The organism is Xanthomonas melonis (assembly GCF_020783655.1).
In the GTDB taxonomy this organism is placed as follows: Bacteria; Pseudomonadota; Gammaproteobacteria; order Xanthomonadales; family Xanthomonadaceae; genus Xanthomonas; species Xanthomonas melonis.
The window spans coordinates 77,735-103,548 of sequence record NZ_JAJGQH010000004.1 but is presented as its reverse complement, the minus strand read 5'-3'; the positions used below and the strand labels follow the sequence as shown (position 1 = coordinate 103,548).

Below are 25,814 nucleotides of genomic sequence, written 5' to 3'. Positions count from 1 at the left end.
CGCAGTCGCACAGCCTGGCCCCGCCACGCCGAGACGGTTCTCACTGCAACCATCGGCATCTGCATCCACCATCGAGATCGCACCCGCATGAGCAAACATCGCTATCTGCAACTGGATGTCTTCGCCAGCCGCACCGGCAGCGGCAACCCGCTGGGCGTGGTGTTCGACGCGGCCGCCTTGTCGAGCGAGCAGATGCAGCAGATCGCCGCGTGGCTGAATCTGTCGGAGACGATCTTCTTCCTGCCGGTCAGCGTGCCCGATGCCGATTACCACATCCGTATCTTCACCCCGCGCGCCGAACTCCCCTTCGCCGGCCACCCCAGCGTCGGCGCTGCCTGGGCCGCGGCGACGCACGGATTGACCGGCTACAAGCCCGACGGCCGTCTGCGCCAGCAATGTGCTGCAGGCGTGCTGCCGGTGGAGGTGTTCGACCGCCATGGCGCGCTGCAGGTGCGGCTGCGCGCGCCGCCTGCACGCCTGGTGGCGACCGGCGACACCCACGTCGCGGCAGTGGAAGCCGCCTGTGCCGGGCTGCGCACGGCCCGGCAGCCCGCGGCGTTGTGGAACAACGGCCCGAACTGGTGGCTGCTGGAACTGGCCGATGCCGATGCGGTACGGCAGGCGCTGCCCGATCTCGCCGCGATCACCCGTCTGACCCAGGCCAGTGGCACCACCGGATTGGCCATCTACGCGCCCGCCCATGGCGGCAACGAAGACCTGGTGGTGCGCGCGTTCTGCCCCGGCGATGGCATCCCGGAAGACCCGGTCACCGGCAGCGCCAATGCCTGCATCGCCGCGCGCCTGCACGACGAAGGACGCCTGCCTGGCACGGCCTCGCGCTATGTCGCCAGCCAGGGCCGCGAGGTCGGCCGCGATGGACGCATCCAGGTGGAACTGGACGACCACGGCGAGGTCTGGATCGGCGGAAGCACGCTGCAGGTGATCGACGGCCACATCGATTGGTAAGCTGCCGCGCCCTGCCCCGCGGATCGCGCCCATGACCACACGCCGTTTCCTGCAACTGGATGTGTTCTCCGCCCGCCCCGGCAGCGGCAACCCGCTCGCGGTGGTGCTGGATGCTCAGGGCCTGGACGATGCGGCGATGCAGGCGATCGCACGCTGGACCAAATTGCCGGAAACCACCTTCGTGTTTCCGGCAGCCGACGCGCACAGCAGCTACCGGCTGCGCATGTTCTCGCCGCAGAAGGAGGTCCCGTTCGCCGGGCACCCCAGCGTGGGCACGGCCCATGCAATCCTCGACGCAGGCCTGGCCGCGCCGGATGACGGACTGCTCGTGCAGGACGGCATCGCCGGCCAGTTGCCGCTACGCGTCGAACAGCGCGATGGTCACCGCAGCATCGCCATCCGTACGCCGCGCGCGCGCCTGGCCGAACAGACCACCACCGACGACCCGCGCCTGCGCGCCGCCCTGCATGGCTGGCCGCTCGGCAACCTGCCACCGGCGCTGATGGACGGCGGCCGCACCTGGTGGGTGGTGGAACTGGCCAGCGAGGCCGCCTTGCGCAGCCTGCAACCGGATTGGGACGCGATTGCCGCATTGGCCGAATCCACCGGCAGCATGGGCGTGTTCGCGTATGCGCGTGCGGCGGCCGAAGGCGCTTACGATCTGGCCGTGCGCGCCTTCGTAGGCAATGGGCGACGCTTCGAGGATGCCGCATCCGGCGCAGCCAATGCCGTGCTGGCCGCCTGGTTGGACAGCCGCCATGCACTGCCCGGCAGCGGTCGCCGCTACGTGGCCAGCCAGGGCCGCGAAATCGGCTTCGATGCGCTGCTGGAGCTGCGCATCGATAGCAATGGCGATGTATGGTCCGGCGGCCAGGTGCAGACCGTCATCCGCGGAACGCTGGACTGGGGCTGAGGGCGGTCGGCAGGAGTGTCTCGATCAGGGCGATACGACGGCCTCCGAACGCAACAGACCAGCGAAACACGCCTACCAGTCCAGGAACGGCCAACCACCGCCGCGACCGCGCAGCCTGCAGGGGCGCGCGAATGCCGGAACTCTTGCAGGGCACTCGTCGCAACCTGTCCGCACGCAGCGATTACGCGTCGAGCCAGCAAGCGCTTCGCAAGCCGAATACAAAAAAACGCTGCGGCCGCCCGCAGCGTTCTTTCCTACCCTACTGACCTTGCACCAACTCAGTCGGGACGCACGTCCACGCGCACGCGGATCCGGTCGCCGGGGTTGTAGTCGCTGCGCGTGTGGTACATGCGCCCGCCGTACTCGTAGGTGACGTCGTAGCCATCCACGCGCTCGCGCGAGGTGCGATAGGACACCGGCTCGCAAACGCTGACATTGCCACGGTAGGTGCGGTTGTTGGCCTCGTAGATCGAGCGGCCCGCAGCCACGCCGGCCATGGTGCCGACAGCGGTACCCACCAGCCGGCCATTGCCGCCGCCGACCTGGCTACCCAGCACCGCGCCGGCGATGCCGCCGATCACACTCGCCACGCCACGACCGGAATTGGGCGACGCATAGCCACCCTCGTTGCGGTAGTAGCCATCGTTGCTGGTGTAGTAACCGTCCGCCGGTCGGTTGTAGCAGCGCTCGTTGGTGCGTTCGCTGTAGGAGTCGGACACGATGATCGGATCCACGCGCACGACCCGCGCGTATTCGTAACGGCCATCCTCGTAGCCGCCGCGGTAGGTATCGCGATAACCGTCGCGGTACCCGCCGTCGTAACGCTGCGCCGTCGCGGTGCCAGCCGCGGCCAGACCCATTACCAGAGCACCAAGCACAAGAGTTTTCATTGCGGCAGCTTCACAGGGAGGACACGCTGCCGATGCTCGGCGCGCGCCAGTGAAACCGCCCTGAACCGCGCAGCCCGGCGAAAAGCCTATTCAGCTTGCCGCCAGTTGCATCCGTCGGCGTCCGACGCCGACGGATGCACGCCTGCAGGGATCAGTTGGAAAACTCGGTTTCCAGGCTGATCGGTACCGCGCTCAATGCCTTGGAGACCGGGCAGTTCTTCTTGGCGGTATCGGCCAGCTCGCGAAACTTGGCCTCGTCGATGCCTGGCACGACCGCCTTGAGCTTGAGGCGGATCTGCGACAGCTGCGGGCCGCCTTCCATCGACAGATCCACATCCGCGCGCGTGTCCAGCGTGGCGGGCGGAAAGCCGGCCTCGCTCAGCTGCGCAGACAGCGCCATGGTGAAGCAGCCGGCGTGCGCGGCCGCGATGAGCTCTTCCGGATTGGTGCCTTTCTCATCGCCGAAGCGGCTGCTGAAGGCGTAGCGGGTATTGTCCATCAAGCCGCTTTGCGGCGTGCTGAGCTGGCCCTTGCCGGTCTTGAGGTCGCCGACCCAGTGTGCGGTGGCGTGACGCGAAATACCCATTGCGGTCTCCTGCGTTGAAAGGGATCGTCACGATAGGGGAGCGCGTGTTACGTGGTGGTGCTGGGATTCGGGATTCGGGATTCGGGATTCGTGAGAGCGGACTACGGGGCGCGTCTGGTAGCGAGACTCGTGTCTGTTTGCCATGACAACGTCACACGCCGGACGCGACCGCGCTGGCTGGCGGCCGCGTTGCCGGCAACGCTTAACCGAGCAAGGTTTCCAGCACGGCCATGCGCACGGCCACGCCGTTGGCGACCTGGCGCAGCACGCACGATTGCGCGCCGTCGGCGACCTCGTCGGTGATCTCCACGCCGCGGTTGATCGGGCCCGGATGCAGCACTGCCGCATCGCGCCCGGCACGCACCAGGCGCTCGCGGGTGAGCCCATAGTCGGCGTGGTACTGCTCCAGCGACGGTACCAGCCCTTCTTCCATGCGCTCGCGCTGCAGGCGCAGCATCATCAACGCATCGGCGCCCTCGAGCATGGCGTCGAAATCCTGGCCGACCACGCAGCCGTCGAGCATGCCGTCGTCGGGAAGCAGGCTGGCCGGGCCGCAGACACGGATCTCGCCGGCGCCCAGGGTCCGCAGCGCGTGCAGGTCCGAACGGGCCACGCGCGAGTGCTTCACGTCGCCGACGATGACGACCTTGAGCCTGGAGAAATCGGTGCCCTTGGCCTGGCGCAAGGTCAGCATGTCGAGCAGGCCCTGCGTGGGATGCGCGCTGCGGCCGTCGCCAGCGTTGATCAGGGCGGTGCCCTCTCCGGCCGCGGCGGCCAGCGCTTCCACCGCACCGTCGTCGGGATGGCGCACCACGAAACCGCGCACGCCCATCGCCTCGAGATTCTTCAAGGTATCGCGTGCGGTCTCGCCCTTGCGGGTGGACGAGGTCGATGCATCGAAATTGAGTACATCGGCACCCAGGCGCTGCGCGGCGAGATGGAACGAACTGCGCGTCCGGGTGGACGGCTCGAAGAACAGCGTGCACACCGCGGTGCCGGCCAGCACGCTGCGCTTGCCGACACGGCCCACCGCGGCATCGCGGATCTGGCCCGCGCGGTCGAGCAACTGCAGCAGCGTGGCGCGCGGCAAGCCTTCCAGGGTGAGCAGGTGACGCAAACGTCCATCCGAATCGAGTTGCATGGCAGTCATCGCAGGTCGGGAATCAAGGGAGGAAAGTGGCCTGGTCGGGCGCGGCCAGCCAGCGTTCGACGATCACGGCTGCGGCCATCGCGTCTAGCGCCTCGGCATCGCGACGACGCTTGCGCCCGTCGGCACGCTCGCGTGCGAAGCGTTGCGCGGCCTCCACCGAACTGGAGCGCTCGTCGATCAACACCACCGGCAGCGCGTAGCGTTCACGCAGCTCGCGGGCGAAGGCATGCGCACGCTTGCGTGCGGGCTGGTCCTTGTCGTCCAGGGTGAGTGGGTCGCCGACCACCAGGCCGTCCGGACGCCATTCCCTGTGCACGCGATCCAGGGCCACCCAGTCCGGGCCGCCGGCATGCACGTTGATCACGGCCACCGCACGCGCGCCGGCGCCCAGCGCGGTACCGACCGCCACGCCGATCCTGCGCGACCCCACATCGAAGCCCAGCACCGTGCCATCGGGGCGGAGGGTGCCCGCCTCAGGCATGCCCGGAATAATCCGTGAGCCGGAACAGGTCCACACCGATGCGCCCGGCAGCGGTCTGCCAGCGATCTTCCAGTGCGGTATCGAACAGCACGTCGGCATCGGACGGTGCGGTGAGCCAGCTGTTCTCGCCCAGCTCGAATTCCAGCTGCCCTGCCCCCCAGCCGGCACACCCCAGCGCGACCAGCGCATTGCGCGGGCCTTCGCCAGCGGCCATGGCCTCGAGGATGTCGCGCGAGGTGGTCAGGAACACGCCCTGCCCCACTTCCAGGCTGGAATCCCATTCGCGCGCGTCGTCATGGATGACGAAGCCGCGCTCCGGATGCACCGGCCCGCCACTGAGCACGATCTGCTCGCGTAACTGCGCGTCTTCGGTTTCGATCCCCATCTGCGACAGCACTTCGCCCAAGGTGTACTCGGAAGGACGGTTGACCAGCACCCCCATCGCGCCGTTCTCGTCGTGCTGGCAGATCAGCGCGACGCTACGCGAAAAGGTGGGGTCGGACAGCGCCGGGAGCGCAATCAGCAGTTGGTTGGCCAGCGGCGTGGGCAAAACGGACATGGCCGCATTCTAGCCGTTCGCTCTGCCGCGCGCTGGGCCGGTGCGATACTGCGGCCCCACGCCGCCAAGGACCGACGATGCCGAGCCCACCGCCACCCGCGCTTCCCGACGCGCCGCTGCCCCGCCAGATCCGCGCCGCCATCGTGCTGGTGGCACTGCTGCAGGGCGGCCTGCTGTACCTGGCCGCGCTGGGCGCGCAGCAGGGCATGCGGCCCTTCACCGACCTCGGCGTACGCGTCTGCTGGTACACCCTGGTGATGACGGTTCCCAGCATGGTGCTGCTGAGCCTGCAGGATCTGCGCGATCGACGCCTGTGGCAGCACGTGGCCGGCAGCACGCTGGTATTGGCTGCATTGGGCAGCTGGGCGGCATGGAGCGCCACCGGTGCGCCAGGGCTGCGGACGGGCGCGGTGCTGTGGCCGTTCGGCTTCACTGTTGCGGTGGGCTGGTTCGTTGCGCTGCCGTGGTTGCAGTATCGGCAACAGCACGGCCATTGGCGGGCCGACTACCGCGAGCTGTTCGAACATGCCTGGCAGAACGCGCTGACGCTCGCACTGGCGCTGCTGTTCGTGTGGGTCTGCTGGATGGTGTTGTGGCTGTGGGCCAGCCTGTTCGCGCTGGTCAAGATCATGGTGTTCCGCGAGTTGTTTCGCGAACAGGCCTTCATCTACCTGGCGACCGGCGTGATCGCCGGGCTGGGCGTGCTGATCGGGCGGACCCAGCACCGCGCCGTGCAGGTGATGCGGCAGATCCTGTTCTCGCTGTGTACCGGCCTGCTGCCGCTGCTGGCCGGCATCGCGCTGCTGTTCCTGCTGGTACTGCCGTTCACCGGCTTGCAGGCGCTCTGGCAGACCCGTTCGGCGGCCGCGCTCCTGTTGAGCCTGGTGCTCGGGCTGGTGCTGTTCACCAATGCGGTCTATCGGGATGGCAGCGTGCAGCCGCCCTATCCGCGTTGGCTGCGCGGCGTGGTCGAGGCCGGCCTGCTCAGCCTGCCGCTGCATGCGGCCCTGGCGGCTTACGCGGTGATGCTGCGCATCACCCAGCACGGCTGGACCGGCGAACGCTTCTGCGCGGCGATCCTGGCGGCGCTGGCGCTGGCCTATGCCCTGGCCTATGCCTTCGCGGTGCTGCGGCCGCGCGCCGATCGCTGGCTACCGCACCTGGCCAGCGGCAATCTGCTGCTGTCGTGGGTGGTGATCGGCCTGGCGATCCTGATCAACAGCCCATTGCTCGATCCCTACCGCATCACCGTGCATAGCCAGCTGCAGCGCTTGGCCAACGCCACGCCCGCCCGCGCGAACGAGAATCTGGAGTTCCTGCGCTTCGACAACGGTCGCCGCGGCTATCTGGCGGTGCAGTCGCTGCGCGAAGATCCGGCGATTGCCGGTGATGCGGCGCGCAAGCAGCGGGTGGAGCGGCTGCTGGCACGCACCGAGCGCTGGAGGCGCGACGAGCCGGCAGCGGAGCCGGCGAGCAGGGAATTGACCGATCTCGCCCAGATCCGCAAGCAGGTCGGCGTGGCTGCCGGCAAGGCAGAGCCGCCAGCCGATTGGTGGACCTACCTGCTGACCTCGACGCCGCGGCTGCAGGATCGTGGCGACTGCACGCGCAGCGACAGCGATTGCGTGGTCAGCAGCGACGACCTGGATGGCGACGGCCAGCCCGACGTACTGCTGTGCAACGTCAAGGGCGAATATGCGATCGATTGCGTGCTGTATGCACGCAATTCCGGTGGTTGGTATCAGGCAGGCACGAGCCGGCACTATTCCGGCGGCGGCCATGCCCAGGAGCAGTTGCGCGGCGCACTGCGCAACGGCCAGCTGCACACACGCCCCAGCCGATGGCCGGATCTGGTGCTGCCGGAAGACACGCGCATCGACATCAAGCCCAGCGCCGAAGGCCTGGCACCGGAGCCTCGCCCATGAGCAGCTACTGCTCCGTCGCACCCGGCCACCCGGTGCATGCCCATTACCACGAACACGAATACGGCTTTCCGCAACGTGACGAACGCGAGCTGTTCGAACGCCTGGTGCTGGAAATCAATCAGGCCGGACTGAGCTGGGAAACCATCCTGCGCAAGCGCGACAACTTCCGCCGCGCCTATGCCGGGTTCGACGTGGACAGCGTGGCCGCCTACGACGATGCCGAGATCGCGCGCCTGCTGGGCGATACGGGCATCATTCGCAATCGGCTGAAGATTCTGGCGGCCATCCACAACGCGCAGGTCATCCAGACGCTGCGCCGCTCGCACGGCAGCTTCGCGCAATGGCTGGATGCGCAGCATCCGCTGGACAAGCCGGCCTGGGTCAAGCTGTTCAAGAAGACCTTCCGCTTCACCGGCGGCGAGATCACCGGCGAATTCCTGATGAGCCTGGGCTATCTGCCCGGCGCGCATCACGCCGGCTGCCCCGTGCATGCGCAGATCGCGGCACTGGCGCCACCGTGGATGCGCACGGGGTGAGCGATCGCATTCGCGCCTCAAGCACCGGGCGCATGCGATCCACGCCGCCTTGCCGCAGTATCGACGGAGGCTGCACGTCCCGCGCTGCATGGTCGGCGCATGAGCATTCGCATCGGCATCTCCGGCTGGCGCTATCCACGCTGGCGTGGCACGTTCTATCCCAGCGGACTGGTCCAGCGGCGCGAACTCGAATACGCCGCAGCGTGCTTCCCCAGCGTGGAGATCAACGGTTCGTTCTATTCGCTGCAGCGGCCCGAGAGCTATCGAAGCTGGCGCGACGAGACGCCTGACGACTTCGTGTTCGCGATCAAGGGGCCGCGTTTCGTTACCCACATGAAGCGCCTGCGCGACTGCCGGCAGGCGTTGGCCAATTTCTTCGCTTCCGGCGTCCTGCGCCTGGGGCCCAAGCTGGGCCCCGTGCTGTGGCAACTGCCTCCGAACCTGCGTTTCGACGCCGATCTTCTGGACGCCTTCCTCTCCAGCCTGCCGCGCGACACCGATGCCGCCCTCGCGCTGGCGCGGCGACGCGATAGTGCGCTCATGCATGGGCGCACCGCGCTCAGCATCGATCGCCCCCGCACGCTGCGGCACGCGCTGGAGGTACGCCACCCGAGCTTCTGCGACAAGGCCTGCATGCACCTGCTGCGCAAGCACAACGTGGCCGTGGTCGTGGCCGATACCGCCGGCAGATTCCCTTATCTGGAAGACGTCACCGCCGACTTCATGTATCTACGCCTGCACGGGGACGCGCAACTTTATGCCAGCGGCTACAGCGAGCCGGCGCTGGATCGCTGGGCGGCACGGATCGCGACATGGGCCGCAGGACGGGAACCCGGCGATGCCGAACGCATCGGCTCGCGCGCCACCAGGCGGGCGCGACGCGATGTGTATTGCTACTTCGACAACGACCTGAAGGTGCATGCACCGTTCGATGCGCGTGGCCTGATGCAGCGACTGGGGCTGCCCACCGACTGCCCCGGGCGCGCGGAGCCGGCCTAGTGCCGCGGCGCGCTCACACGCCCATGTAACGGTGCGGGCGGTGGTTGAACATCAGCACCAGGCTCAGCATCAGCGCGCCGATCGCCGAATACAGCACCTTGTCCGGCCTCAGCACGAAGAAGGCCGCCAGCATCAGCATCGCATCGAAGCTCATCTGCACCTTGCCGGCGCTCCAGCCACGTTCGCGTTGCAGGTAGACCGCCAGGATGCCGATGCCGCCCAGGCTGCCGCGGTGGCGGATGAAGAACAGGATGCCCAGGCCGGACAGCGCACCGCCCACGATGGCCGAAAACGCGGTACTCATCCGCGCGTAGTCGGCCCAGCGCGGCAGCAGGTTGGTCAGTGCGCCGCAGGCAGCCACCGCCACGAAGGTCTTCAGCGTGAATTCCCAGCCCATCCGGCGCACGCTCAACCAGTAGAACGGCAGGTTGACCAGCACGAACACCAGGCCGAAGTTCCAGCCCAGCGCGTAGTGCAGCAGAAATGCCACACCGGCCATGCCACCGATCATCAGCCCGCCCTTGGCGAAGATCGCAAGGCCCAGCGACGCCACCAACGTGGCCAGCACCATTCCCTGCACATCCTCGGCGACCGAATGGTGATACGCGTGGTCGTCGGCCGGGGTGCCCGCCGAATCCGGCGGTGGCGTCAGCGGGCCGGACGTGACCACGGCGCCATCATCGGGCAACGGCTCTTGCTCCGGACGCAAGTCGGAATCGGGAAGGCTCACGGGTATGGGGAACTGCAGTGGGGTGCGATATTAGACACTATCGGCTGGCGCGGTTACATCTGAAACCGGGGCGCGCCAGGCAGACGTCAGAGACTACGCGGGCTGGCGCGACATATTGGAGCGTGCCCTCTGCAGGGCACGATGTTGGCAAGCGCAGCGTGTCTCTGCGATTCAGCGCTTTGCTGACGATTACGGCCTGATTGCCTGTGACCAGCCCGGGACGCGGCATTCCCGACGGCACAGACAGAAGGGTCTAGGTCCTGCCAGCGGACCATCGGCCTGATGCCGTGAGCTGGCGACGCGACCAGGGCACGCCATCGGCATCCTGGCTACCGACCTCACCGAACCTCGGCGATCTCCACGCCGTCCAGTCCCTGGGCCAGGGTCTTGGCATCGCCCCCCTGGGACAGCTTGATACGCAGGCGCACCTCGTTCTGCGAATCGGCGTAGCGCAAGGCGTCTTCGTAGCTGATCTCGCCGGCCTGGTAGAGCTCGAACAGGCTCTGATCGAAGGTCCGCATGCCCAGGTTGGTGGACTCCTTCATGATCTCCTTGAGCTTGTGGATCTCGCCGTCGCGGATGTAGTCCTGCACCAGCGGTGTGCCCAGCATGATCTCCATCGCCACCCGGCGACCGCGCCCGTCCGGGGTCGGAATCAGCTGCTGCGCGACCACGCCCTTGAGGTTCAGCGACAGGTCCATCAGCAACTGGTTGCGGCGGTCTTCCGGGAAGAAGTTGATGATGCGGTCCATCGCCTGGTTGGCGTTGTTGGCGTGCAGGGTGCACAGCACCAGGTGGCCGGTCTCGGCGAAGGCAATGGCGTGGTCCATGCCCTCGCGGGTGCGCACCTCGCCGATCATGATCACGTCCGGCGCCTGCCGCAGTGTGTTCTTCAGCGCGTTCTCCCAGCTGTCGGTGTCGATGCCGACCTCGCGCTGGGTGATGATGCAGCCCTCGTGCTTGTGCACGAACTCGATCGGGTCTTCGATGGTGATGATGTGCCCGGTGGAATTCTGGTTGCGGTAGCCGATCATCGCCGCCAGCGAGGTCGACTTACCGGTACCGGTGGCGCCGACGAAGATGATGATGCCGCGCTTGGTCATCGCCAGGGTCTTGATCACCGGCGGCAGGCTCAGCTCTTCCACCGTGGGAATGCGCGTCTCGATCCGGCGCAGCACCATGCCGACCTGGTTGCGCTGGTAGAAGCAGCTCACACGGAAGCGCCCGACCCCGGACACGCCGATGGCGAAATTGCATTCGTGGGTCTTTTCGAACTCCTCGCGCTGCGCCGGCGTCATCACGTTCAACACCAGGTCGCGGCTTTGCTGCGCGGTCAGCGGCGTCTGCGTGATCGGGCTGATCTTGCCATGCACCTTGATCGCCGGCGGCATGCCGGAGGTGATGAACAGATCCGACGCCTTCTGGTGCGCCATGAGCTTGAGGAAGGAGGTGAAGTCGATGGTGCTCATGGCGTGCTCCTCGGGAGCTGGGATTCGGGAGTGGAGATTCGGGATTGGCAAAGGCGGGGTCCGGTCCGGGAGCCGCCGTAACGAATCCCCAATCCCGAATCCCGAATCCCGGCTACTCGAATATCCGCTTGTCCTTGGCGTACTCGCGCGCCTGGTTGCGCGTGATCAGGCTGCGCTTGACCAGGTCCTGCAGATGCTGATCCAGCGTCTGCATGCCGTATTGCTGGCCGGTCTGGATCGCCGAATACATCTGCGCCACCTTGTCCTCGCGGATCAGGTTACGGATGGCCGGGGTGCCGACCATGATTTCCCACGCCGCCGTCCGGCCGCCGCCGACCTTCTTCAGCAGCGCCTGCGAAATCACCGCGCGCAACGATTCGGACAGCATCGAGCGCACCATCGGCTTTTCGCCGGCCGGGAACACGTCGATGATGCGATCGATGGTCTTGGCCGCCGAACTGGTGTGCAGGGTGCCGAACACCAGGTGGCCGGTTTCCGCCGCGGTGAGCGCCAGGCGGATGGTTTCCAGATCGCGCAATTCGCCGACCAGGATGATGTCCGGGTCTTCGCGCAACGCCGAGCGCAGCGCCTCGTTGAAGCCGTGCGTATCGCGATGCACTTCGCGCTGGTTGATCAGGCACTTCTGCGAGGTGTGCACGAACTCGATCGGATCCTCGACCGTGAGGATGTGGCCGTATTCGTTCTTGTTGATGTAGTCGATCATGCCGGCCAGCGTGGTCGACTTGCCCGAACCGGTCGGACCGGTGACCAGGATCAGCCCCTGCGGCTGGTCGATCAACTGGCGGAAGATCGGCGGGCACCCCAGGTCTTCCAGGGTCAGCACCTCGGAGGGAATGGTGCGGAACACCGCACCGGCGCCGCGGTTCTGGTTGAACGCGTTGACGCGGAAGCGCGCCAGCGAGGGAATCTCGAACGAGAAGTCGACCTCGAGGAATTCTTCGTAGTCGCGCCGCTGCTTGTCCGACATGATGTCGTACACCAGCGCGTGCACCTGCTTGTGGTCCAGCGCCGGAATGTTGATGCGGCGGACATCGCCATCGACACGGATCATCGGCGGCAACCCTGCGGACAGGTGCAGGTCCGATGCCTTGTTCTTGACTGAAAACGCCAATAGTTCAGCGATATCCATGCGCTGCTTTTCCCCTAGGCTGCGATTGGAAGGTACTCCCCGGCCGGCAGTATAGCGTTCTGGCAGCGCGCTGGAAGCGGCCCGGGGCCGGTTCAGGCCGGCAACCGCATGCGTGGCTGAAGCGGTCGGTTTGTTCGCTGTGCCGGGCTGACGAGAGCAGATTCGCAGAACCTGGCCAGCTCCCACCAAACCGGCTCGACGCCCCGATCTCGCCTGGCTGCCAGCGGGTCATGGTTGGCCCCGGCCTGGAACGCGGCAGCGGGCGGCGTCACACTAGCGCTCCGCATTCTTAATTGGAGCGCCACGTGCCGGCTTCGTCGCTGCAGCAGATTCTCGATGCCATCCAGGCCGCTGCGGTCGCGCACGCGCGCCAGGAGGTGCGCCTGCTGGCGGTATCCAAGACCAAGCCGGCCGAGGCCATCGCCGCATTGGCGGCCCAGGGCCAGCGCGCGTTCGGCGAGAACTATGTGCAGGAGGCGGAAGCCAAGATCGTCGCGCTGCAGGCCCTGGAGCTGGAATGGCATCTGATCGGCCACCTGCAGTCCAACAAGGCCGAGATGGCCAGCCGCTGCTTCGACTGGGTGCAGAGCATTGACCGACCCAAGCTGATTCCGCTGCTGGCGCGCCACCGCCCGCAGGATCGCGCCCCATTGAATGTGCTGATCCAGGTCAACATCGACGACGAGGACAGCAAGCACGGCTGCGCGCCCGAGGCGATCGACCGGCTTGCCGATGCCATCTCCCTGCAACCGCGTCTGCAGCTGCGCGGGCTGATGGCCATCCCCGCCCCGTTTGCCGAGCAGGCGCGGCGTGACGCCGCGTTCTCCCGCATGCAGGTGCTGTTCGCCCGGCTGAGGCAGCGCTTCGGCCAGGTGGATACCTTGTCGATGGGAATGAGTTCGGACTTCACCGAAGCGATCGCCGCCGGCGCCACCATGGTGCGGGTGGGCACAGCGCTGTTCGGCGAGCGCGCGGCGTCGCACGCTGCCTCAGCCTGAGTCGAGTGCCCGGCATCGGGCGTGGCGCCTCCGGTCTGGAGCGGCAGACAGCATGTTGCGGAGGAGGATCGGCAAGCGTGATCGCATAACAACCGCAGTGGACGCGACATGCATCTGCGTTCGCATGCGGCTGGCGCGCGCCGGATAGCCGGACCGGCCTTCATGGGCAGCACCACAGCCATCGCGGCGACCATGGTCCGCCTGCGAACGCGCAGCACCACGCGCCCGTACACTGACGCGCTGTGCGGTCATCGGCCCGAACCGAGTGCCGGCTGCCCGTTCCATCCACCCGCCAAACTCCGAGGTGTCGCAATGTCACTGCCAGTGTCTTCCGCATCGCCGCTTTCCACCGCAGCGCGCATCGCATTCGTCGGAGGCGGCAACATGGCGCGCAGCCTGATTGCCGGACTCATCCGGCAAGGAATGCCGGCCGCCAGCATCCGGGTCGCCGAACCAATGGACGAACTGCGCGCGGCGCTGTCGCACGATTTCGGCGTGGAGGCCGTGACCGAGGCACGCCTCGCCGCCGACGGCGCCGCTATCTGGATCATGGCGGTCAAGCCGCAGGTCATGCCGACGGTGTGCGCGCACCTGGCCGGGCTGGCACAGGCGCAGCAGCCGTTGTTGCTGTCCATCGCCGCCGGCATCACCGCCACCCAGTTGCAGCGTTGGTCGGGCGGCGACCTGGCCGTGGTGCGTGCCATGCCCAATACCCCCGCCCTGCTCGGCGCCGGCGTCACCGGCCTGTACGCCAACGCACGCGTGTCCGACGCGCAACGCACCCAGGCAGGCCAGCTGCTGGAAAGTGCCGGGGTCACCGTGTGGATCGACGACGAAGCACAGATGGATGCAGTGACGGCGGTCTCCGGCAGCGGGCCGGCCTATGTGTTCCTGCTGGCCGAGGCGATGGAAGCGGCGGCACGGGAGCAAGGCGTGCCGGCGGACACCGCACGCACGCTGGTCCTGCACACGCTGCTCGGCGCCGCGCGCATGCTGACCGAATCGGGCGAAGCGCCCGAGGTGCTGCGCCGTCGCGTTACCTCGCCCAATGGCACGACGCAGACAGCGATCGAGACATTCCAGGCCGGCGGCTTCGAAGCGCTTGCGTCGAAAGCGATCGCGGCGGCCACCGAACGTGGCCGCAGTCTTTCTGCCGCAAACGACTAGGCCGGCGCTGGCAGGGCGGCATGCGCAGACCGGCAGGATGCCGCCGATCGCGTCCAGCGCTTCGCGCACGTCTGGCATCCGCCGCATGCCACCGCAGCGGCGAGGCGGCCACAAGCAGACGCCGCCACACTGGCGCCGCTTCCAGTAGCAGAGGCACTGGCGGATACCGGGCGCACGGCAACAGCGGCCGTATGCAATCGTTCGCAACCGCCGAACGCAGTGCGCACCGCCGTCGCCTGGTGCGCGGAGCGCATGCGCCTGCGCAACCTGCTGCTGCGCATCAGATGCCGTGCGAAGGTCGCTGCCCTCTGCGTAACGCACGCGGTTTCCCCGCGTTTTACCCCGCCAGTGAACGAATCCCGGTCCAAACGCGCTTTTTTATGCCGTTTCATCGTTTGCCTATTGGCGGCGCGCAACAGTTGCCCTACATTTCGCGTTGCCGACCGGGTCGGCAGACCCAACACCACCAACGAATACGGAACGCATAACCCATGGCAAAAACCGCCGCTAAGAAGGCTGCCCCCAAGAAGGCAGTGAAGAAGGTCGCCGCCACCAAGACCGCAAAGCCGGCCAAGGCCGCGACCAAGTCCGCCGCGCCGAAGCCGATCAAGGAAGCCCTGAGCAAGACTGGCCTGGTCGCGCACATCGCAGAATCCACCCAGCTGGCTCCGAAGGACGTCCGCGCCGTGCTGGCCTCGCTGGAAGCCGCCGCGCACGCCTCGCTGAGCAAGAAGGGCGTCGGCAGCTTCACCCTGCCGGGCATGCTGAAGCTGACCACCGTGCACGTGCCGGCCAAGCCCAAGCGTAAGGGCATCAATCCGTTCACCAAGGAAGAGCAGACCTTCGCAGCCAAGCCGGCGACCGTCAAACTCCGGTCTCGCCCGCTCAAGCGGTTGAAGGACGCCGCGCTCTGATCGAGCGCGCCGGCAATGCCATCGAGACGGCCTTCGGGCCGTCTTTTTTTTGTGCCGCTCGAAACCTCGTTGCAGCGCTGCACCACATGCCGCTCATCGCCGCTCCCCTACCCTGAGCGGTGTCTCCGCAAGCAGCAGCGTCCATGACCTCAGCCGCTCCGACATCGAGCCCGGCACGCCGGCTTCGGCGCTTTCTGCTCTGGATCGCGGCGCTGTGCGTCCTGGCGGTCGGCGCGCGCTGGGCATGGCAGCTGCCGATGGCCGAACAACTGCGCACCACCTGGGAGTTGTCGCGGATGCCGCCACCGCAGGCGTTGCGGATTCCAGTGCAGGACGTACGTGCCCGACAGATCGCAGACACCTTCGGCGCGCCACGTGGACGCGACCGCACGCACGCCGGAGTGGACATCTTCGCGCCGCGCGGTACTCCGGTATTGGCCGCAACCCGCGGCGTGGTCAGCGCGATCCGCGATCGCGGACTGGGCGGCAAACAGGTGTGGATACTGGGTCCGGCAATGGAGCGACACTACTATGCGCACCTGGACGACTGGGCCGCGGGGCTGAAGGTCGGCGACGTGGTCGAGCCCGGCACGCACCTGGGCAAGGTGGGCACGACGGGGAACGCACGCGGTACACCGCCACATCTGCACTATGGGGTCTATGGACGCAACGGTGCGTACGATCCGTTGCCGCTACTGCGTCAGAACGCGCCGGCAGCGGGCGATTGAGGACGCTGGAACACTGCGTCATGGCTTGCGCTATCGAGCGCGCCGCGCCCTATGCCTATGGTGGTGCACCAACAGCGACGCGATCACCATGTCCAGAAAACGCTATCGCATCACGGTCACGCCCATCGAACCCGATGGCCGGCCCTGCGCGGACCGCTGCGCCATCGAATTCGAACAGCGCTCCCGCGCGGACTGGATGTGCCTGCTCGAAGACCTGCACCGGCGCCGCGACCTGAGCAGCGACGAGTGCGCCGCGCTGACGGTGGGCGCGCAACTGCTGGAAGATCTGGCAGCACGCCCACGCGCACGCCCCAGCAACGCGCTGGATGCACTGCGGCCAAAACTGCAGGCACTGCTGGAGCGCCTGCAACGCGTGCAGCCCGGCGGCTGAGCATGGCGGCGCGACCTGCCGTTACACTGCGCGCTTCGGGAAGGGGAACTCCATGCGCTGGATCGGAATCATCGTCGCGGTCGTTACGATCGGCGGCTGCAGTTGCGGGCGTAACCCGGACGCGGACACGCGGACCGCAGCATCGGCGCAGACACATTCGAACCCGGCAATGGCCGCCGCCAATGCCGGCGGCAACCTCTCCGCGCCACCCGCTGCCGCACCGTCGGTCGATGCGGCGACGCTGGCCGGCCTGACCGCGGCCGGGTCCACCGTGCAGCGTTATCTGGGTGCCCTGCCCGGTGCCGCGCGCACGCAGGCCGATGCTCTCTGGGTCGGCGGCCGCCCACCACCGGTGCCGGACGACGCTGCGCTGCGCGCCATCGGCGGCATCGTCTCGATGCGCATCCTCAACGATCCTCCACGATCGCTGGATCCCCGACAGCCGCTGCAACGGGTGGAAGTGCCGGTACGCATCCTCGTCCGCACCACCTCGGGCAGTCAGCAACTGAACGGGACATACCGGTTGCAACCACGCCCCGGCGGCGATGACTGGGAGATCTATTCGGCCACCTTGCAGCCGGTATTGCGCTAACCCTCGGTTCACCGGCACCGACTAAGGTTGTGCCATTCGTTGCCGGAGCCATTCGATGAAAGTGTGCTTGCTCGCAGGACCCATGCTCGCCCTCGCCCTGGCCTTACCCGTCGCCGACGCCTGGGCGGCGCCACAGATCCAGGGACACCAGATTAGTGTGCAGGCCAGTGACGTGCAGCAGTATCTTGGCGGCCGCTTTCCACAAACGCACGATGCCCTTGGTGGTCTGATCGCCATGACCGTCAGCAATCCCGCGTTGTCGTTGCCGCCGGGCGACCGGCTCAAGATGGCCTTCGATCTGGCGGTAGCCACCGCAGGTGCGGCGCCCAGCCCGGTCGGTAACGTCATGCTGACCAGTGCCTTGCGCTACGACACCGCCAAGCAGGGCTTCTATCTCGATCAACCGCGCATTGACGAGTTCCGACCGGTCAACGCCGGTGCGAAGCTCGACCATAGTACGCGCGAACTACTCAATGCCTGGCTGGCAGACTACGCCCGCAAGGAGCCGATCTACCGCATCGATCCATCGATTGCCGCCTTGATGGGAGCGGTGCAGGTGGAATCGGTTGCCATCCAGAATGGCCGGGTGGCGGTCAATTTCAATCAGAACATCGAACAGTTGGTGCCGCCGGCAGCACTTTCCGGCAACTGATCCAGATCGAAATTGGTGCGCGCTTCGAGCATCGAGGGGCAACTGCCAACGAACGAAGGCCCGGCGCAGGAATGGCCGGGCCTTCATGCTGTCATCGGTGCGATCGGCCGTGCAGTGGCCGTGACCGGCGCCTCAGGCAAGTGCCTTGGCCACCGCTGCGCTGAAGGCCGGGATATCGTCAGGTTTGCGGCTGGTGATCAGCGTGCCATCCACCACGACTTCCGCGTCCTGCCACTGCGCACCTGCATTGGTCAGATCGGTCCTGACCGAGGGCCACGAGGTCACCTTGCGATCGCGTACCAGGTCGCTTTCCAGCAATAACCAAGGCCCATGGCAGATCGCTGCCACCGGCTTGCGCGCTGCCGCGAAAGCGCGGATGAAGGCAAGCGCCGTCGCATCGGTACGCAATGTATCGGGATTGAGAACACCGCCAGGCAGCACCAATGCATCGTAGCCATCGTGCGTCGCCTGATCCAGGCGACGATCCACTGCCACCGAATCGCCCCAGTCGGTGTGATTCCAGCCGCGGATCTCGGCGCCCTCGCCCGGCGCGATCACCTCCACCTTGGCGCCCCAGGATTCCAGCAGGCGTTTGGGTTCGGTGAGCTCGGATTGTTCGAAGCCGTCGGTGGCGAGCACCGCGACGGACTTGCCAGAGAGCGAATAAGACATGTGGGGCTCCTCGCTGAAAGAAGCCCGCACCCTAGGTAGCGCGCCGTTGCGCACCCGTGAACCGATGTCTGCGTGACGTCATGGCCAGGCGCATGGCGCGCTCAGCGCTTGGGTTGCAGCATGGTGCCGGTGCAGTTCCTGGAGCCGCAGCGGCATTCCCAGATCTTCTTCAGACGCGGCGTGTGCCGTTCGCTCAAGGTGATGCCGTAGTTATAGGTGAGTTCTTCGCCGGGCTTGATGGCACGCTTGGCCTCGATGAAGATCTTGTCCTTGCGACGATCGTCGCCCTCGGCTTCTTCGATCACCGCTTCGCAATTGGGGTTGCAGCTGTGGTTGATCCAGCGCGCCACATTGCCCTCGTAGTTGGCATCCAGCACGTATTCGTCGCTCAAGGTGAACAGGAAGGTGTGCCCGCTTTCCACATCGCCGGTATCGTCGGCATCCACCTCGGCATGCGTGCGCAGACGCCCCTTGTACTGGATGATGCGTTCGCCCTTGCGGAGCGGGGCGAGGGCGAACATGCCATTGCCGTGGATACGTGACTTGCGGGCGGCAACTTTGCGCGACATGTAAGGGTCCGGTGATGGGGCCGCCCATTGTGACCGCAGCGCGCCGATGCGCCAAGCACAAGCGGATCACCGATCGCAACTGGCGCGGCTTGCCCGCGGCTGAATCGGGCGGTTGGCCGTACCGCTTCAAAAGAGTACAATTTCGGTCCGCTTTAGGATTCAGCTGTCTCCCCATGTTGCGCGTCACCAAACTTACCGACTACGCCACCGTGGTGCTGACCGTGCTTGCTGCCCGCGGCGAGCAGGTACTCAGTGCCAGCGAGCTGGCCGAGCACGCCGGCCTGGAAGCACCAACGGTGAGCAAGATTCTCAAGCCTCTGTCGCAGGCCGGCCTGGTGGAGGGCTTGCGTGGCGTGCACGGCGGTTACCGGCTGGCGCGTGCGGCCAGCGACATCACCCTGGTGGAGATCGTCGAGGCGATGGAAGGCCCGCTGGCGATCACCGAGTGCAGCCAGGACCACAGCCAGTGCGGCATCGCGCAGACCTGCGGGGTGCGCTCCAATTGGCGGTTGATCAACGACGTAGTGGCCGATGCCCTGCGCCGCGTCACGCTGGAGCAGATGCTGCAGCCCCTCTCCCTTCCTGGCGACAGCCGCCGGCGCTCCATCGCCGCGCGCGTCGCGACCACCTGACCTGTAGGCAGCCCGATGGCCACCGAACTTGCTCCTCCGCAGAATGCGCAGATCCTCGAACGGCTAGGCCGGCGTTACGACGCCGGCTTCGTCACCGAGATCGAATCCGACTCGCTCCCGCCCGGCCTGGACGAAGATGTCATCCGTGCACTTTCGGCCAAGAAAGACGAGCCGCAGTGGATGACCGACTGGCGTCTGGAGGCCTACCGCCATTGGCTGAAAATGCCGATGCCGGAGTGGGCGAAGCTGCAGATCGCGCCGATCGATTTCCAGGCCCTGAGCTACTACTCCGCGCCCAAGGGACCCAAATACGCTTCGCTGGACGAGGTACCCAAGGAACTGCTCGACACCTACGACAAGCTCGGCGTGCCGCTGCACGAACGCGCCAAACTGGCCGGCGTGGCGGTGGATGCAGTGTTCGATTCGGTGTCGGTCGGCACCACGTTCCGCAAGGAACTGGCCGAAAAGGGCGTGATCTTCTGCTCGATGTCCGAAGCCATCAAGGAGCATCCGGAAATCGTCAGACAGTATCTGGGCAGCGTGGTGCCGGTCGGCGACAACTACTTCGCCGCGCTCAACTCGGCGGTGTTCTCAGATGGCAGCTTCGTGTTCATCCCCAAGGGTGTGCGCTGCCCGATGGAACTGAGTACCTACTTCCGCATCAATGCCGGCCATACCGGCCAGTTCGAGCGCACCTTGATCGTCTGCGAGGACAAGGCCTACGTGTCGTATCTGGAAGGCTGCACCGCACCGATGCGCGACGAGAACCAGCTGCATGCGGCGGTGGTCGAGCTGGTGACGCTGGAAGATGCCGAGATCAAGTACTCGACCGTGCAGAACTGGTATCCCGGCGACGAGGAAGGCCGCGGCGGCATCTACAACTTCGTCACCAAGCGTGCCGAATGCCGCGGTGCGCGGAGCAAGGTCACCTGGACCCAGGTCGAAACAGGCTCGGCGATCACCTGGAAGTATCCGTCCTGCGTGCTGCTCGGCGACGATTCGGTGGGCGAATTCCATTCGGTGGCGCTCACCCATCATCGCCAGCAGGCCGATACCGGCACCAAGATGATCCACGTCGGCAAGCGCACCAAGAGCAAGATCGTCAGCAAGGGCATCAGCGCCGGGCGCGGCCAGAACACCTACCGCGGCCTGGTCAAGGTGGACCGCAACGCCGATGGCGCGCGCAACTACACCCAATGCGATTCGTTGCTGATCGGCAAACAGTGTGGCGCACATACCTTCCCCTACATCGAAGTGAAGAACCCCGGCGCAACCGTCGAGCACGAGGCCACCACCTCCAAGATCAGCGACGACCAGCTGTTCTATTGCCGCGCGCGCGGCATCAGCCAGGAAGATGCGGTGTCCCTGATCGTCGACGGCTTCTGCAAGCAGGTGTTCCGCGAACTGCCGATGGAGTTTGCGGTGGAGGCCAAGAAGCTGCTGGAAGTCTCGCTGGAAGGCAGCGTCGGCTGACGCGCCTTCGAGATTCGGCATTGGGGATTAGGGATTCGCACAACCCCGTTCCCATGCCGGCCAGTTGATCTGCTTTTACCAATCCCAAATTTCGAATCCCCAATCCCATGCTTACGATTAATAATCTCCACGCCAGCATCGCCGGCAAGAACATCCTCAAGGGCCTGTCGCTGGAGATCCAGCCCGGCCAGGTGCACGCCATCATGGGCCCCAACGGCGCGGGTAAATCCACGTTGGGCAATGTGCTGGCCGGGCGCGAGGGCTATGAGGTCGGCGAAGGCAGCGTGCAGTTCGACGGCCAGGACCTGCTCGAGCTGTCGCCGGAAGAACGCGCCGCCGCCGGCCTGTTCCTGGCCTTTCAGTACCCGGTGGAAATCCCCGGCGTCAACAACACCTATTTCCTGCGCGCCGCGCTCAATGCACAGCGCAAGGCACGCGGCGAAGACGAGCTGGATTCGATGCAGTTCCTCAAGCTGGTGCGGCAGAAGCTGGCCGTGCTGCATCTGAAGGACGAGCTGTTGCACCGCGGCGTCAATGAAGGCTTCTCGGGTGGCGAAAAGAAGCGCAACGAGATCTTCCAGCTGGCCGTGCTCGAACCCAAGCTTGCCATCCTGGACGAGACCGACTCCGGCCTGGATATCGACGCGCTCAAGAGCGTAGCCGACGGCGTCAATGCGTTGCGTTCGCCGGAGCGCTCGTTCCTGGTCATCACCCACTACCAGCGCCTGCTCGACTACATCAAGCCGGACGTGGTGCATGTGCTGGCCGAAGGCCGCATTGTGCAGAGCGGTGGCCCGGAACTGGCGCTGGAGCTGGAACAGCACGGTTACCACTTCCTGAAGGACCGCGTGGTGCCCGAGGTTGCCGCCTGATGAGCGCCCTGCTCGACTCCCTCTCGCGCGGTTTCTGCGGCGATGACAGCCGCCGCGCCGAACTCGATGCCGCCCTGCAGGCCGGATTGCCTGGCCCGCGTGCCGAAGCGTGGAAGTACACCTCGCTGCGCCAGCTGGAACGGCGCAGCTTCGAACCGGCACCGCTGGTGCCGACGCTGGTGGATGCCGCTGCGTTGGACGAGATCCCCTCGCCGCGGCTGGTGTTCGTCAACGGGCGCCCGTCGCAGGCACTGAGCGATCTTTCGGGTCTGTCCGAAGGCATACAGCTGGACACCGTGTCCGCTGCGCTGCACGCGGGCGGCCAGGTGCAGCACCTGCTCGGCCGCCGCTTCGAAGGCAGCGACGCAGTGTTCGCCCGCCTCAATGCGGCGCTCGCCGACGAGGGCGTGCTGGTACAGGTGCAGGAGGCTGCGCAGATCGCGCTGCCGTTGCACCTGGTGTTCGTCAGCGCGGCAGGCGAGCACGACCTGGCCTGGCATCACCGGCATTTGATCGAGCTGCGCGCCGGCGCATCGCTGAACGTGGTCGAACACCACGTGCATCTTGGCGACGCGGGGCACCTGAGCAATAGCGTGATGCATGTGCATCTGGCACAGAACGCTGTCTTGTCGCATGCTCGCGTGCAGGCCGATGGTGCGAAGGCGACCTCGCTGTTGCGTACCGAAGCGGTGCTTGCGCGCGATGCCCGCTACCAACGCGTGGATCTGGAACTGGGCGCCGGCCTGTCGCGACACGAACTCAATGTGCGGCTGGAAGGCAGCAATGCCCGGCTCACCGCCAACGGCGTGCTGCTCGGCGATGGCCGCCGCCATGTCGATACCCGCCTGGGCATCGAACACATCGCCCGCGATACTGCCTGCGAGCTGGTGTGGCGGGGCGTAGGGGCCGACCGCAGCCGCGTGGTCTTCCATGGCGGCATCCGCATCCGCCCCGGCGCCGACGGTACCGATGCGCGGCTGTCCAACAAGAACCTGCTGCTGTCGTCCAACGCCGAGATCGACACCCAGCCGGTGCTGGTGATCGATGCCGAAGAAGTCCAGGCCGCACATGGCGCCACCGTCGGCCAGCTCGACGACAACGCCTTGTTCTATCTGCGCTCGCGCGGATTGCCGCAGGCGCAGGCGCAGCGGTTGCTGAGCGCCGCGTTCTGCCACGAACCGCTGCGGGTCCTCCCGGACGCACTATCCGCCGCACTGGCGTTGCAGCTGGATCGCGCCCTGAATTCGGCAGGCGTGGCATGAACATGCCAGCCGTCCCGCAGCACGCAGCGCCCGACTGGGACCGCGTGCGCCTGGATTTCCCGCTGCTGATGCGGCAGGTGCATGGCAAGCCGTTGATCTATTTCGACAACGCCAACACCGGGCAAAAGCCGCTCCAGGTGATTGCGGCCACCGACGCGTTCTATCGCCGGCAGAACGCCAATGTCAGCCGCGCAGTGCATGCGCTGGGAACCGAAGCAACCGATGCGTTCGAAGGCGCGCGCAGCAAGCTGGCGCGCTTTCTCAACGTGCGCGCCGACGAACTGGTGCTGTGCAGCGGCACCACCTTCGCGATCAACCTGGTGGCTTACTCGTGGGCGCTGCCGCGGTTGGGCCCGGGTGATGTGATCCTGATCTCGCGCATGGAGCACCACGCCAACATCGTGCCGTGGCAGCTGGTGGCCCAGCGCACTGGCGCCAACATCCGCGTGGCCGAGATCACGCCCGATGGCGCGCTGGATCTGGACGCACTGCGCAAGGCGATGACGCCCGAGGTCAAGCTGCTCGCCGTCACGCATGTGTCCAACGTATTGGGCACGGTGAACCCCGTGCGCGAGATCTGCCGCGATGCGCGCAAGCGCGGCATCGTCACCGTCGTGGATGGATCGCAAGCGGCGCCGCACCGGCGTATCGACGTGGCCGCGATCGGCTGCGACTTCTATGCCATCACCGGCCACAAGATGTGCGGCCCCACCGGCACCGGTGCGCTATGGGCGCGCCGCGAACACCTGCAGGCGATGCCGCCGTTCCTGGGCGGCGGCGAGATGATCAGGGAAGTCAGCTTCGAGGGGACGGTGTTCAACGACGCCCCGCACAAGTTCGAGGCCGGCACCCCCAACATCGCCGGTTTCGTCGGCCTGGGCGCGGCCGTGGACTATCTGGATGCCCTCGGGCTCGCGCATGTGGAAGCGCGCGAGGCGGAGTTGCTGGCGCACTTCACCGAAGAGCTGCAGCGCATCGATGGGCTGCGCATCTTCGGTACCACGCCCGACAAGGCAGCGGTGGTGTCGTTCCTGATCGAAGGCGCCCATGCGCACGACCTGGCGACCTTGCTCGACCTGGAAGGAGTGGCGATACGCTCGGGCCAGCACTGCGCGCATCCGTTGTTGCAGTATTTCGGCGTTGCCGCCACCTGCCGGGCATCGCTGGCGTTCTACAACACCCACGACGAAATCGAGCGCTTCGTTGCAGCGCTGAAGAAGGTACGCACCCTGTTGGGGTGAATCGGATGCCGGGATTGGGGAGTCGGCATTCGGGATTCGCAAGAGCGGGCGTCGTGGGCGTCCATGCACTGCGCTCGCCACGCACCGAAGGGCGAGACAGTGACACCCGGCATCGATACAAGGACTGCGCTTCCACGCCTTGGCGAATCCCGAATCCCCACTCCCAAATCACCGATTCTCGCTAAACTGCTCCACATGCAGACCACCACCTTCCGTACCGCCACCGTCGATGACATCGACGCCATCGTTCATCTGGTCACCTCGGCCTATCGCGGCGACAGCAGCCGAGCGGGCTGGACCACCGAAGCCGATTTTCTGGAGGGCGCGCGTATCGAGCCGGACGTGCTGCGCCAGGACATCCTGCGCGAACGCAGCCTGGTGCTGCTGGTGGAACAGGACCGCCGCCTGGTGGCCTGCGCGAACATCGCCGACGATGGCGGCGCCGGCTACTTCGGCATGTTCGCGGTGGATCCGTCGCTGCAGGGCAGCGGGCTGGGCAAGACCCTGTTGGCCGAAGGCGAGCGCATCGTGGCCGCCGAATGGAAGCTGCCGGTGATCCGCATGAGCGTGATCGATGTGCGGCACGAACTGATCGCCTTCTACGAACGCCGGGGCTACCGCCGTACCGGCATCTTCAAACCGTTCCCCTATGGCGACGAACGCTTCGGCGTGCCGCTGCGCCAGGACCTGCGTTTCGAAGTCCTGGAAAAGTATTTCGCTGGCGCCGCGCCGTGAGCGAGACCTGGACCTTCGTGTGCGCCAGCGAGGCCCTGTTGCCCGGCGAATTGCAGACGGTGTGGGACGACGTGACCGACGCGCCGATCGTGGTGCTCAACCTCGACGGCGATCTGTATGCGCTGGAAGACCGCTGCAGCCACGAGGACTACGCGCTGTCTCCCGGTGACTTCGACCCGGTGGCCGGCACCCTCGAATGCCAGCTGCATGGCGCCCGCTTCGATGTCCGCGACGGAAGCCCGCTGTGCCCTCCCGCTTACACTGCGGTGGCAAAGTTTCCGGTCAAGCGCGAACACGGCGGCATCTGGACCCGCGACGACCGTTGAACACGGCATCCGCAGTCCCTTGAAGCAGCGGAGCTCCAGGTCGGCACACCGCGCACCGCCCATCGGCGAATATTGCAAAAAAGAATGATTAGCATTTAAGATCGCATTCCTTCAGGCCTTCTTAACAACTGGCCTTTTCAGCGATCCCATGCGCCCGACTCCGCTCAGCTCCCGCACCAATTCGCCGCCCTGCCAGCGCTTGCTGGTGCCGTGCCCTGGCGTGCCGCTGGGACTGC

The 25,814-nt window shown here is 66.3% G+C and carries 29 protein-coding genes; 19 read left to right on the top strand and 10 right to left on the bottom strand.

Going from position 1 to position 25,814, the window contains the following annotated elements; genetic code table 11:
• The first annotated feature begins 87 nt into the window (after window positions 1-87).
• Both LL964_RS05430 and LL964_RS05425 read left to right on the top strand, forming a co-directional pair.
• Window positions 88-966, top strand: coding sequence for a PhzF family phenazine biosynthesis protein (locus LL964_RS05430; RefSeq protein ID WP_104587286.1), 879 nt, complete (start codon window positions 88-90; stop codon window positions 964-966).
• Between the two features lie 31 nt (window positions 967-997).
• A complete protein-coding gene (locus LL964_RS05425) occupies window positions 998-1,879 on the top strand; it encodes a PhzF family phenazine biosynthesis protein (protein WP_104587285.1) in 882 nt (293 codons plus the stop codon).
• Window positions 1,880-2,157: 278 nt separating this feature from the next.
• Here LL964_RS05425 and LL964_RS05420 read toward each other — a convergent pair whose 3' ends face one another.
• The 5 genes from LL964_RS05420 to LL964_RS05400 form a co-directional block, all read right to left on the bottom strand.
• Entirely contained in the window at window positions 2,158-2,769 is a 612-nt protein-coding gene (locus tag LL964_RS05420; protein WP_167395315.1) for a glycine zipper 2TM domain-containing protein, read from the bottom strand.
• A gap of 151 nt (window positions 2,770-2,920) precedes the next feature.
• Complete coding sequence (locus tag LL964_RS05415) at window positions 2,921-3,355, bottom strand: OsmC family protein (RefSeq protein ID WP_104587283.1); 435 nt, start codon at window positions 3,353-3,355, stop codon at window positions 2,921-2,923.
• A gap of 202 nt (window positions 3,356-3,557) precedes the next feature.
• The gene (locus tag LL964_RS05410) at window positions 3,558-4,505 is read right to left on the bottom strand and encodes an aspartate carbamoyltransferase catalytic subunit (RefSeq protein ID WP_104587282.1); all 948 of its coding nucleotides are present in this window, start codon (window positions 4,503-4,505) and stop codon (window positions 3,558-3,560) included.
• Window positions 4,506-4,518: 13 nt separating this feature from the next.
• Window positions 4,519-4,986 carry a Holliday junction resolvase RuvX gene (gene ruvX / locus LL964_RS05405; protein ID WP_104587281.1) on the bottom strand — a complete coding sequence of 156 codons (468 nt, stop codon included), beginning with the start codon at window positions 4,984-4,986 and terminating at the stop codon, window positions 4,519-4,521.
• On the bottom strand, window positions 4,979-5,545 hold the full coding sequence (locus LL964_RS05400) for a YqgE/AlgH family protein (RefSeq protein ID WP_104587280.1): 567 nt from the start codon (window positions 5,543-5,545) through the stop codon (window positions 4,979-4,981). The genes ruvX and LL964_RS05400 overlap by 8 nt, the downstream gene beginning before the upstream one ends.
• A 77-nt stretch (window positions 5,546-5,622) precedes the next feature.
• Between LL964_RS05400 and LL964_RS05395 the strand changes: the two genes are divergently transcribed.
• From LL964_RS05395 to LL964_RS05385, 3 genes are all read left to right on the top strand, one after another.
• Window positions 5,623-7,470 carry a DUF4153 domain-containing protein gene (locus LL964_RS05395; RefSeq protein WP_104587279.1) on the top strand — a complete coding sequence of 616 codons (1,848 nt, stop codon included), beginning with the start codon at window positions 5,623-5,625 and terminating at the stop codon, window positions 7,468-7,470.
• Entirely contained in the window at window positions 7,467-8,006 is a 540-nt protein-coding gene (locus LL964_RS05390) for a DNA-3-methyladenine glycosylase I (protein ID WP_104587278.1), read from the top strand. Before LL964_RS05395 ends, LL964_RS05390 begins: the two co-directional genes overlap by 4 nt.
• 99 nt (window positions 8,007-8,105) lie before the next feature.
• A complete protein-coding gene (locus tag LL964_RS05385; protein ID WP_104587277.1) occupies window positions 8,106-9,005 on the top strand; it encodes a DUF72 domain-containing protein in 900 nt (299 codons plus the stop codon).
• 13 nt (window positions 9,006-9,018) lie between these two features.
• On the opposite strand, the gene LL964_RS05380 is transcribed toward LL964_RS05385, so the two are convergent.
• The 3 genes from LL964_RS05380 to LL964_RS05370 form a co-directional block, all read right to left on the bottom strand.
• Window positions 9,019-9,693, bottom strand: a complete 675-nt coding sequence (locus tag LL964_RS05380; RefSeq protein WP_167395322.1) for a YitT family protein — start codon at window positions 9,691-9,693, stop codon at window positions 9,019-9,021.
• Window positions 9,694-10,073: 380 nt separating this feature from the next.
• A complete protein-coding gene (locus tag LL964_RS05375; protein ID WP_104587276.1) occupies window positions 10,074-11,204 on the bottom strand; it encodes a PilT/PilU family type 4a pilus ATPase in 1,131 nt (376 codons plus the stop codon).
• A gap of 112 nt (window positions 11,205-11,316) precedes the next feature.
• Window positions 11,317-12,354 carry a type IV pilus twitching motility protein PilT gene (locus LL964_RS05370; RefSeq protein ID WP_104543511.1) on the bottom strand — a complete coding sequence of 346 codons (1,038 nt, stop codon included), beginning with the start codon at window positions 12,352-12,354 and terminating at the stop codon, window positions 11,317-11,319.
• 305 nt (window positions 12,355-12,659) lie between these two features.
• On the opposite strand from LL964_RS05370, the gene LL964_RS05365 reads away from it, so the two are divergent.
• The 7 genes from LL964_RS05365 to LL964_RS05335 all read left to right on the top strand — a co-directional run bounded on the left by LL964_RS05365 (window position 12,660) and on the right by LL964_RS05335 (window position 17,796).
• Window positions 12,660-13,352, top strand: coding sequence for a YggS family pyridoxal phosphate-dependent enzyme (locus LL964_RS05365; protein WP_104587422.1), 693 nt, complete (start codon window positions 12,660-12,662; stop codon window positions 13,350-13,352).
• 312 nt (window positions 13,353-13,664) lie between these two features.
• Window positions 13,665-14,519, top strand: coding sequence for a pyrroline-5-carboxylate reductase (gene proC / locus LL964_RS05360; protein ID WP_104587275.1), 855 nt, complete (start codon window positions 13,665-13,667; stop codon window positions 14,517-14,519).
• Window positions 14,520-15,010: 491 nt separating this feature from the next.
• Window positions 15,011-15,433, top strand: coding sequence for an HU family DNA-binding protein (locus LL964_RS05355; RefSeq protein ID WP_104587274.1), 423 nt, complete (start codon window positions 15,011-15,013; stop codon window positions 15,431-15,433).
• Window positions 15,434-15,576: 143 nt separating this feature from the next.
• Window positions 15,577-16,161 (top strand): M23 family metallopeptidase, encoded by a 585-nt coding sequence (locus LL964_RS05350; protein ID WP_104587273.1) that lies wholly within the window; start codon window positions 15,577-15,579, stop codon window positions 16,159-16,161.
• An 88-nt stretch (window positions 16,162-16,249) separates the two neighbouring features.
• Window positions 16,250-16,552 carry a DUF3861 domain-containing protein gene (locus LL964_RS05345; protein WP_104587272.1) on the top strand — a complete coding sequence of 101 codons (303 nt, stop codon included), beginning with the start codon at window positions 16,250-16,252 and terminating at the stop codon, window positions 16,550-16,552.
• A gap of 169 nt (window positions 16,553-16,721) precedes the next feature.
• Entirely contained in the window at window positions 16,722-17,144 is a 423-nt protein-coding gene (locus LL964_RS05340) for a hypothetical protein (protein ID WP_228329386.1), read from the top strand.
• A gap of 55 nt (window positions 17,145-17,199) precedes the next feature.
• The gene (locus LL964_RS05335; protein WP_104587271.1) at window positions 17,200-17,796 is read left to right on the top strand and encodes a YceB family lipoprotein; all 597 of its coding nucleotides are present in this window, start codon (window positions 17,200-17,202) and stop codon (window positions 17,794-17,796) included.
• Between the two features lie 132 nt (window positions 17,797-17,928).
• Here the strand turns inward: LL964_RS05335 and LL964_RS05330 are convergent, their stop codons facing one another.
• Both LL964_RS05330 and LL964_RS05325 read right to left on the bottom strand, forming a co-directional pair.
• Window positions 17,929-18,468, bottom strand: a complete 540-nt coding sequence (locus LL964_RS05330; RefSeq protein WP_104587270.1) for a type 1 glutamine amidotransferase domain-containing protein — start codon at window positions 18,466-18,468, stop codon at window positions 17,929-17,931.
• 101 nt (window positions 18,469-18,569) lie between these two features.
• On the bottom strand, window positions 18,570-19,037 hold the full coding sequence (locus LL964_RS05325) for an SET domain-containing protein (RefSeq protein ID WP_104587269.1): 468 nt from the start codon (window positions 19,035-19,037) through the stop codon (window positions 18,570-18,572).
• A gap of 173 nt (window positions 19,038-19,210) precedes the next feature.
• Between LL964_RS05325 and LL964_RS05320 the strand changes: the two genes are divergently transcribed.
• The 7 genes from LL964_RS05320 (at window position 19,211) to LL964_RS05290 (ending at window position 25,578) form a co-directional block, all read left to right on the top strand.
• Window positions 19,211-19,669, top strand: coding sequence for an SUF system Fe-S cluster assembly regulator (locus LL964_RS05320; RefSeq protein ID WP_104587268.1), 459 nt, complete (start codon window positions 19,211-19,213; stop codon window positions 19,667-19,669).
• A gap of 15 nt (window positions 19,670-19,684) precedes the next feature.
• Window positions 19,685-21,142: a Fe-S cluster assembly protein SufB gene (sufB, locus tag LL964_RS05315; RefSeq protein WP_104587267.1), complete on the top strand. Its 1,458-nt coding sequence runs from the start codon at window positions 19,685-19,687 to the stop codon at window positions 21,140-21,142.
• A gap of 107 nt (window positions 21,143-21,249) precedes the next feature.
• Window positions 21,250-22,014 (top strand): Fe-S cluster assembly ATPase SufC, encoded by a 765-nt coding sequence (gene sufC / locus LL964_RS05310; protein ID WP_104587266.1) that lies wholly within the window; start codon window positions 21,250-21,252, stop codon window positions 22,012-22,014.
• A complete protein-coding gene (sufD, locus tag LL964_RS05305) occupies window positions 22,014-23,276 on the top strand; it encodes a Fe-S cluster assembly protein SufD (RefSeq protein ID WP_104587265.1) in 1,263 nt (420 codons plus the stop codon). The genes sufC and sufD overlap by 1 nt, the downstream gene beginning before the upstream one ends.
• Window positions 23,273-24,517: a cysteine desulfurase gene (locus LL964_RS05300; RefSeq protein WP_104587264.1), complete on the top strand. Its 1,245-nt coding sequence runs from the start codon at window positions 23,273-23,275 to the stop codon at window positions 24,515-24,517. The genes sufD and LL964_RS05300 overlap by 4 nt, the downstream gene beginning before the upstream one ends.
• Before the next feature lie 195 nt (window positions 24,518-24,712).
• A complete protein-coding gene (locus tag LL964_RS05295; RefSeq protein WP_104587263.1) occupies window positions 24,713-25,252 on the top strand; it encodes a GNAT family N-acetyltransferase in 540 nt (179 codons plus the stop codon).
• Window positions 25,249-25,578: a non-heme iron oxygenase ferredoxin subunit gene (locus LL964_RS05290; RefSeq protein ID WP_104587262.1), complete on the top strand. Its 330-nt coding sequence runs from the start codon at window positions 25,249-25,251 to the stop codon at window positions 25,576-25,578. The genes LL964_RS05295 and LL964_RS05290 overlap by 4 nt, the downstream gene beginning before the upstream one ends.
• Window positions 25,579-25,814: the final 236 nt, after the last annotated feature.

Coding starts and splice junctions, on each gene's coding strand:
- LL964_RS05330 (WP_104587270.1), bottom strand. CDS start 18,468: ATGTCTTATTCGCTCTCTGGCAAGTCCGTCGCGGTGCTCGCCACCGAC.
- LL964_RS05400 (WP_104587280.1), bottom strand. CDS start 5,545: ATGTCCGTTTTGCCCACGCCGCTGGCCAACCAACTGCTGATTGCGCTC.
- LL964_RS05425 (WP_104587285.1), top strand. CDS start 998: ATGACCACACGCCGTTTCCTGCAACTGGATGTGTTCTCCGCCCGCCCC.
- LL964_RS05430 (WP_104587286.1), top strand. CDS start 88: ATGAGCAAACATCGCTATCTGCAACTGGATGTCTTCGCCAGCCGCACC.
- LL964_RS05385 (WP_104587277.1), top strand. CDS start 8,106: ATGAGCATTCGCATCGGCATCTCCGGCTGGCGCTATCCACGCTGGCGT.
- LL964_RS05295 (WP_104587263.1), top strand. CDS start 24,713: ATGCAGACCACCACCTTCCGTACCGCCACCGTCGATGACATCGACGCC.
- LL964_RS05335 (WP_104587271.1), top strand. CDS start 17,200: ATGAAAGTGTGCTTGCTCGCAGGACCCATGCTCGCCCTCGCCCTGGCC.
- LL964_RS05325 (WP_104587269.1), bottom strand. CDS start 19,037: ATGTCGCGCAAAGTTGCCGCCCGCAAGTCACGTATCCACGGCAATGGC.
- LL964_RS05375 (WP_104587276.1), bottom strand. CDS start 11,204: ATGAGCACCATCGACTTCACCTCCTTCCTCAAGCTCATGGCGCACCAG.
- LL964_RS05390 (WP_104587278.1), top strand. CDS start 7,467: ATGAGCAGCTACTGCTCCGTCGCACCCGGCCACCCGGTGCATGCCCAT.
- LL964_RS05340 (WP_228329386.1), top strand. CDS start 16,722: ATGGCCGCCGCCAATGCCGGCGGCAACCTCTCCGCGCCACCCGCTGCC.
- sufD (WP_104587265.1), top strand. CDS start 22,014: ATGAGCGCCCTGCTCGACTCCCTCTCGCGCGGTTTCTGCGGCGATGAC.
- proC (WP_104587275.1), top strand. CDS start 13,665: ATGTCACTGCCAGTGTCTTCCGCATCGCCGCTTTCCACCGCAGCGCGC.
- sufC (WP_104587266.1), top strand. CDS start 21,250: ATGCTTACGATTAATAATCTCCACGCCAGCATCGCCGGCAAGAACATC.
- sufB (WP_104587267.1), top strand. CDS start 19,685: ATGGCCACCGAACTTGCTCCTCCGCAGAATGCGCAGATCCTCGAACGG.
- LL964_RS05355 (WP_104587274.1), top strand. CDS start 15,011: ATGGCAAAAACCGCCGCTAAGAAGGCTGCCCCCAAGAAGGCAGTGAAG.
- LL964_RS05345 (WP_104587272.1), top strand. CDS start 16,250: ATGTCCAGAAAACGCTATCGCATCACGGTCACGCCCATCGAACCCGAT.
- LL964_RS05320 (WP_104587268.1), top strand. CDS start 19,211: ATGTTGCGCGTCACCAAACTTACCGACTACGCCACCGTGGTGCTGACC.
- LL964_RS05370 (WP_104543511.1), bottom strand. CDS start 12,354: ATGGATATCGCTGAACTATTGGCGTTTTCAGTCAAGAACAAGGCATCG.
- LL964_RS05415 (WP_104587283.1), bottom strand. CDS start 3,355: ATGGGTATTTCGCGTCACGCCACCGCACACTGGGTCGGCGACCTCAAG.
- LL964_RS05410 (WP_104587282.1), bottom strand. CDS start 4,505: ATGACTGCCATGCAACTCGATTCGGATGGACGTTTGCGTCACCTGCTC.
- LL964_RS05350 (WP_104587273.1), top strand. CDS start 15,577: ATGACCTCAGCCGCTCCGACATCGAGCCCGGCACGCCGGCTTCGGCGC.
- LL964_RS05420 (WP_167395315.1), bottom strand. CDS start 2,769: ATGAAAACTCTTGTGCTTGGTGCTCTGGTAATGGGTCTGGCCGCGGCT.
- LL964_RS05395 (WP_104587279.1), top strand. CDS start 5,623: ATGCCGAGCCCACCGCCACCCGCGCTTCCCGACGCGCCGCTGCCCCGC.
- LL964_RS05300 (WP_104587264.1), top strand. CDS start 23,273: ATGAACATGCCAGCCGTCCCGCAGCACGCAGCGCCCGACTGGGACCGC.
- ruvX (WP_104587281.1), bottom strand. CDS start 4,986: ATGCCTGAGGCGGGCACCCTCCGCCCCGATGGCACGGTGCTGGGCTTC.